Source organism: Actinoplanes sp. NPDC051633 (genome assembly GCF_040681735.1).
Taxonomy (GTDB): Bacteria; Actinomycetota; Actinomycetes; order Mycobacteriales; family Micromonosporaceae; genus Actinoplanes.
On sequence record NZ_JBFAZH010000545.1, the window covers coordinates 1 to 5,196 of the forward strand.

The window sequence follows — 5,196 nt, forward strand, 5'->3', positions numbered from 1 at the left end:
CCGGCGTCGCCCCGCTGCGACGCCGGCCCTGCCACCATTCGGGGAGGAGCCACGGGGGGGCCGTGCCCCGCCCCGTTGCGAGCCGCCCGGGGGGCGAGGCGGCCCGCGCGGAAAGTCAACCGTCGTGCCGGTCCGCCACCTGCTGGTCGAGGACCGCACGCAGCGCCCGCATCGCGAAATACAGCCCGGTCTTCACGGTCTCGACGGGCACGTTGCGCACCCGGGCCGCCTCCTCGAGGGAGACGCCGCGGTAGAACAGCTCGACCAGGATGTCGCGGTGGGTGCCCGCGAGCTCGTCCATCGCCGCGATGACGGTGGTCGGCGGCGTCGGGGTCCCGTATGGAGGATGCTGCTTCGGCGTCCACACCGGCGGCCGGTCGTCGAGGCCGGCGGGCGCGAGGCGCTCACCGTCGGCGATGACGGCGCGGGCGATGAGTACGAGCCATGCGCGCACCGCGGCCGGTCGCTGCGGATAACGCGACGGATCCTGCGCGGCGCGGTAAAGGGTTTCCTTGACGACCGAGTCGGCGGTGGACTCGTCGCCGTCGGTCAGCCGCAGCACGTACTCCCGCAGCCCGCCCCGATGGGGCCCGACGAGAAGCTCGAAGGCGGCGGCCGCCCGAGCCTCGGCCGCACTGACGGCAGCGCTGCGACGCGTCGGTGCGAACAGATCGGCGTGCGCCGGCGTGCGACTGTGCTGACCGGGTTGGCTGTGCTGGGCGTGCTTGGGCTGGCCGGGCAGGTTGGACTGGCCGGGCAGGCTGGACTGGCCGGGCGCGTTGCTCGAGTCGGGCGCCGGCCGGTCGGCGGCGTGGCGACCCATATGCGTCTCCCCCTCTCGGTCCGGGCTCATCGGATTCCATCGTGGTGCTGATGCCCGTACCCGGACACGGGAGAAGTACCCGGATCACTACCCGTGTTCGAGGAAGATGCATTGACAGTGGTAATTGTTCACTCACCGTGGGCGGCTGAATGGTGTCAAAAGTGGCCCACCAGCCGGTTCCAGCTAGGTGTATGCACCCTTACGCACGCATGGTGACATTGCGTGGCGGGTGCCATGCGGACAGAGAGTTAAGAAAAATCGGGTAGCTTCCGGGTAGTTCCACGGTGTCCACTGGAGGGCGTCAGCGCCATATTCGACGCCGGAAGGGAGTGACCATGTGCCAGCACGTGCCGCCCTGCCCGGGCGCGGCGGATTCCGACCATGACGCCGCGCGGGTCGTCGCGACGCACCCGGAGCAAGGCTGGAGCCTGCTCTGCAACGGGGTGGTGACCTTCGATGACACCGGCGAGCTCCTGCCCGACGGCCGCGCCGTCGCGCCGCACCCGCCGGAGATCCGGCAGCGGAGCGCTGTCCTCGCCTGACCGACCGCATAGCGCCCGTCCCCGGGTGGACGGACCAACCATTAAGTTGCTCTCTATGAGCACCGCCACGACCGCGCGCGGTCATCTGGGTAACGTGCCTGCCGAGGTGACCAGTTTCGTAGGTCGGCGGCAAGAAGTGACCCAGATCCGGCGGCTGCTGTCCACCAGCCGCCTGGTCACGCTGACCGGCGCCGGCGGTGTCGGCAAGACGCGCCTGGCCCAGCGGGTCGGCGGCGACATGCGGCGGGCCTTTCCCGACGGCGTGTGGTTCGTCGAGCTGTCCGAGCTGCGCGACCCCGACCTGCTCGCGGTCACCGTCGCCGAGACCCTGGGCATCCGCGAGGAGTCGGTCAGCGCCGACGCCCCCGGGCTGGCCCGGTTTCTGGCCGACCAGCAGGCGTTGATCGTCCTGGACAACTGCGAGCAGCTGATCGGCCCGTGCGCGGATCTGGCCGCGCTGCTGCTGCGCCGCTGCCCCGAGATCCGCATCATGACGACCAGCCGGCAGGCGCTGAGCGTCGCCGGCGAGGCGACCCTGACCGTGCAGCCGCTGTCGGTGCCCGACCCGGACGTCCCGGTCACCGCAGCCGAGCTGGCCCGCATCGAGTCGGCCACCCTCCTGGTCGAGCGCGCCGCGGCGGTGCAGCCGGGCTTCGAGATGACCGAGGAGAACGCGGGCACGATCGCCCGGCTCTGCCAGGCCCTGGAGGGCGTGCCGCTGGCCATCGAGCTGGCCGTGGCGCGGCTGCGGGCGCTGAGCCTGGACCAGATCCTCGACCGGCTCACCGACCGGTTCCGGCTGCTGACCAGCGGCGCCCGCAACGCGCCGGCCCGGCAGCAGACGCTGCGCGCGCTGATCGACTGGAGCTGGGAGCTGTGCTCGGCGCCGGAGCGTACCCTCTGGGCCCGCCTCTCGGTCTTCTCCGGCGGCCTCACGCTGGACGCCGCGGAGCAGGTCTGCGCCGACGAGACGCTGCCGGCACCCTCCATGCTGGACCTGATCGCGTCCTTGGTGGACAAGTCGGTGCTGACCCGGATCGGCGACGACGGGCAGGCGCGCTACCGGATGCTCGAGGTGGTCCGCGAGTACGGCGCGATGCGGCTCGCCGAGGCCGGCGACCAGGCGCGGCTGGCCGAGTTGCACTGTGGCTACTACGCCGCCCTCGCCCACTACGGCGACCGGCATTGGGTGAGCCCCGACCAGGCCGCGCTGATGCAGCGGTTGCGGCAGGAGCAGGCCAACCTGCGGGTGGCGCTGGAGTGGACGGTTCGCGAGGGCCCCGCCGAGCGGGCCCTGCGGTTCGTCGCCGACCTGGAGAACCACTGGACGCTCCGCGGCTTCCTCTCCGAAGGGCGGCACTGGCAGGACCGGGCGCTGGCGATGCCCTCGCCCACGGTCACCCGGGCCCGGGTGCGGCTGCTCCGGTCGGCCGCGTGGATCGCCATCGTGCAGGACGACGGCGAGCGCGGGGAGCGGTTCCTGGCCGAGGCCCGGCGGCTGGTCGCCGACCTGCCGCCCTCGATCGAGCTCGCCTATCTCCCGCTGATCGAGGGCAACCTCGCGATGTTCCGCGGCGACCTGGCCGAGGCGCTGACCCTCTTCCAGACGGCGCACGACGTGTTCCGCCGGTTCGGCGCCCGCAGCGGTGAGATGTGGACGCTCGCCTGCCTGGGCCTTACCCGCGGCTTCTCGGGCCGGCCGTCCGACGGATACCCCGACCTCATCGCCTGCCGCGACATGGGCGAGGCCGAGGGCGAGGTGTGGTGGCGCTCGTTCGCGCTGTGGGCGCTGAGCGTGTTGCACTGGCAGGACGGCGACAACGCCGGCGCCACCGCCGCCGCGAAGGAGAGCCTGCAGGTCCGCAAGCCGGTCGAGGGCGAGCAGTTCGGCGTGGGCCTGTCGGTCGAGTCGCTGGCCTGGATCGCCGGCAGCGAGCAGCGTGACCAGCGGGCCGCCCGGCTGCTCGGCGCGTCGCTGCGGATGTGGCAGGCCATGCACACGTCCCTGGCGTCCTTCCGCAGCCTGTCGAAATTCCACGACGACACCATGGCGGCGGTACGCGCCCGGATGGGCGAGCGCGCCTTCGAGTCGGCGCTGCGCCGTGGTGCGGCGATGAGCACGGCCGACGCGGTGGCGCTCGCGCTGGAGAGCGCGGCGCCGGCCGGCCGCACGCCGGCCCAGCGCACCTCGACCGACGGCTCCGGGCTGACCAAGCGGGAGCGCCAGGTGGCGGCGCTGATCGCGGACGGGCTGAGCAACCGCGAGATCGCGGCCCGGCTGGTGGTGGCGCAGCGGACCGCCGAGGGCCATGTCGAGAACATCCTGTCGAAGCTGGGCTTCACCTCGCGGGCCCAGGTGGCGGGCTGGCTGGCCGCGCAGAACTCGGATAATTCCTGACGCCGGCTGTCAGCCTCTCCGGGCAGGATTCCCCTTGCACATCACGTTCGTTGGAGGAAGACATGCCTGGTTTCGCCACGCTGGCGATGTTCAATCTCGATGCCGATGACCCGGCCGGACTGGCCGCGTTCTATGCCGCCGTGCTGGGCTGGGAGGTGCTGCACAGCGAGGAGGAGTACGCGATGATCGGCGACGGCTCGGTCAGCGTCGGCTTCGGCAAGGTCCCCGGCTACTCGGGCCCGGGCTGGCCGGCGGAGTCCGCGCCGAAGCGTTACCACCTCGACTTCTACGTCGAGGAGCTGGACAAGGCCGAGGAGCAGGCGCTGGCCCTGGGCGCGACGAAGGCGACGGAACAGCCGGCGCCGGACCGGTACCGGGTGCTGCTCGACCCGGGTGGGCATCCGTTCGACATCTGCCTCAAGTCGTAACACCCTGATCATCGGCCGCGCCCGGGCGCTGCTCGCGCCGGAGGCCTTGCCAGCGCTCGAGCCGGTCGGTGATCGCCTGCTCGTATCCGTTGGTGGTGGGCTGGTAGAACCGTTGCCGCTCGACGCCGTCGGGGAAGTAGTCCTGGCCGGAGAAGCCCTCGGGGGTGTCCGGGTCGTACCGGTACTCCTTGCCGTACCCGAGTTGCTTCATCAGTCGGGTGGGGGCGTTGAGGATGTGGGCGGGCGGCATGAGTGACCCGGTCTGCTTCGCGGAGCGCATCGCGGCGGTCAGGCCGCGGTAGACGGCGACCGACTTCGGGGCGGTGGCGAGGTAGACGACCGCTTGCGCGATCGCCAGTTCGCCCTCGGGGGAGCCGAGACGCTCGTACACGTCCCAGGCGGCGAGGGCCTGATGGATCGCCTGCGGGTCCGCGAGCGCGATGTCCTCGCCCGCGAATCGGACGAGTCTGCGGGCGATGTAGAGGGGATCCTCACCGCCGTCGAGCATCCGCGCGAGCCAGTACAGGGCCGCGTCGGGGTCGGATCCGCGCATCGCCTTGTGCAGCGCGGAGATCAGGTTGTAGTGCGACTCCTGGGTCTTGTCGTACAGCGGGGCCCGCTTCTGCACGAGCCGCGCCAGCGCCACCGTGTCCAGCGGCTCGGTGCCGGGGGGCAGGGTGAGGATCTGCTCCACCAGGTTGAGCAGGTACCGGCCGTCGCCGTCGGCCAGAGCGATCAGCGAACCCGTGGCACCCGCGTCCACGGGCAGGGTGCGGCCGGTGAGCCGCTCGGCACGATCGATGAGGGTACGCAGGGCGGTGTCGTCCAGGCGGCGGAGCACGAAGACCTGGCACCGGGAGAGCAGGGCGCCGTTGAGCTCGAAACTGGGGTTCTCGGTCGTGGCGCCGACGAGCACGATCGTGCCGTCCTCGACGTAGGGCAGGAAGCTGTCCTGCTGGGCGCGGTTGAAGCGGTGGATCTCGTCGACGAACAGCAACGTGCCCT

At 71.5% G+C, this 5,196-nt stretch carries 5 protein-coding genes; 3 read left to right on the top strand and 2 right to left on the bottom strand.

Features of this window, described 5'->3' with window-relative positions:
* Window positions 1–115 precede the first annotated feature (115 nt).
* The gene (locus tag AB0M20_RS26160) at window positions 116–823 is read right to left on the bottom strand and encodes a sigma factor-like helix-turn-helix DNA-binding protein (RefSeq protein ID WP_364302509.1); all 708 of its coding nucleotides are present in this window, start codon (window positions 821–823) and stop codon (window positions 116–118) included.
* 335 nt (window positions 824–1,158) lie between these two features.
* Here AB0M20_RS26160 and AB0M20_RS26165 point away from each other — a divergent pair, with 335 nt between their 5' ends.
* From AB0M20_RS26165 to AB0M20_RS26175, 3 genes are all read left to right on the top strand, one after another.
* The gene (locus tag AB0M20_RS26165; protein ID WP_364302511.1) at window positions 1,159–1,365 is read left to right on the top strand and encodes a DUF5999 family protein; all 207 of its coding nucleotides are present in this window, start codon (window positions 1,159–1,161) and stop codon (window positions 1,363–1,365) included.
* 136 nt (window positions 1,366–1,501) lie between these two features.
* The gene (locus AB0M20_RS26170) at window positions 1,502–3,763 is read left to right on the top strand and encodes a LuxR C-terminal-related transcriptional regulator (RefSeq protein WP_364302513.1); all 2,262 of its coding nucleotides are present in this window, start codon (window positions 1,502–1,504) and stop codon (window positions 3,761–3,763) included.
* 62 nt (window positions 3,764–3,825) lie between these two features.
* Window positions 3,826–4,191, top strand: a complete 366-nt coding sequence (locus AB0M20_RS26175) for a VOC family protein (protein ID WP_364302515.1) — start codon at window positions 3,826–3,828, stop codon at window positions 4,189–4,191.
* Here the strand turns inward: AB0M20_RS26175 and AB0M20_RS26180 are convergent.
* Window positions 4,181–5,196: replication-associated recombination protein A (locus AB0M20_RS26180; protein ID WP_364302517.1), on the bottom strand; the 1,016-nt coding region annotated here is incomplete at its 5' end. The genes AB0M20_RS26175 and AB0M20_RS26180 overlap by 11 nt on opposite strands.

What these genes read in the sequence shown, in the direction of transcription:
- AB0M20_RS26160 (WP_364302509.1), bottom strand. Translation starts at nt 823, where the DNA reads ATGGGTCGCCACGCCGCCGACCGGCCGGCGCCCGACTCGAGCAACGCG.
- AB0M20_RS26165 (WP_364302511.1), top strand. Translation starts at nt 1,159, where the DNA reads ATGTGCCAGCACGTGCCGCCCTGCCCGGGCGCGGCGGATTCCGACCAT.
- AB0M20_RS26175 (WP_364302515.1), top strand. Translation starts at nt 3,826, where the DNA reads ATGCCTGGTTTCGCCACGCTGGCGATGTTCAATCTCGATGCCGATGAC.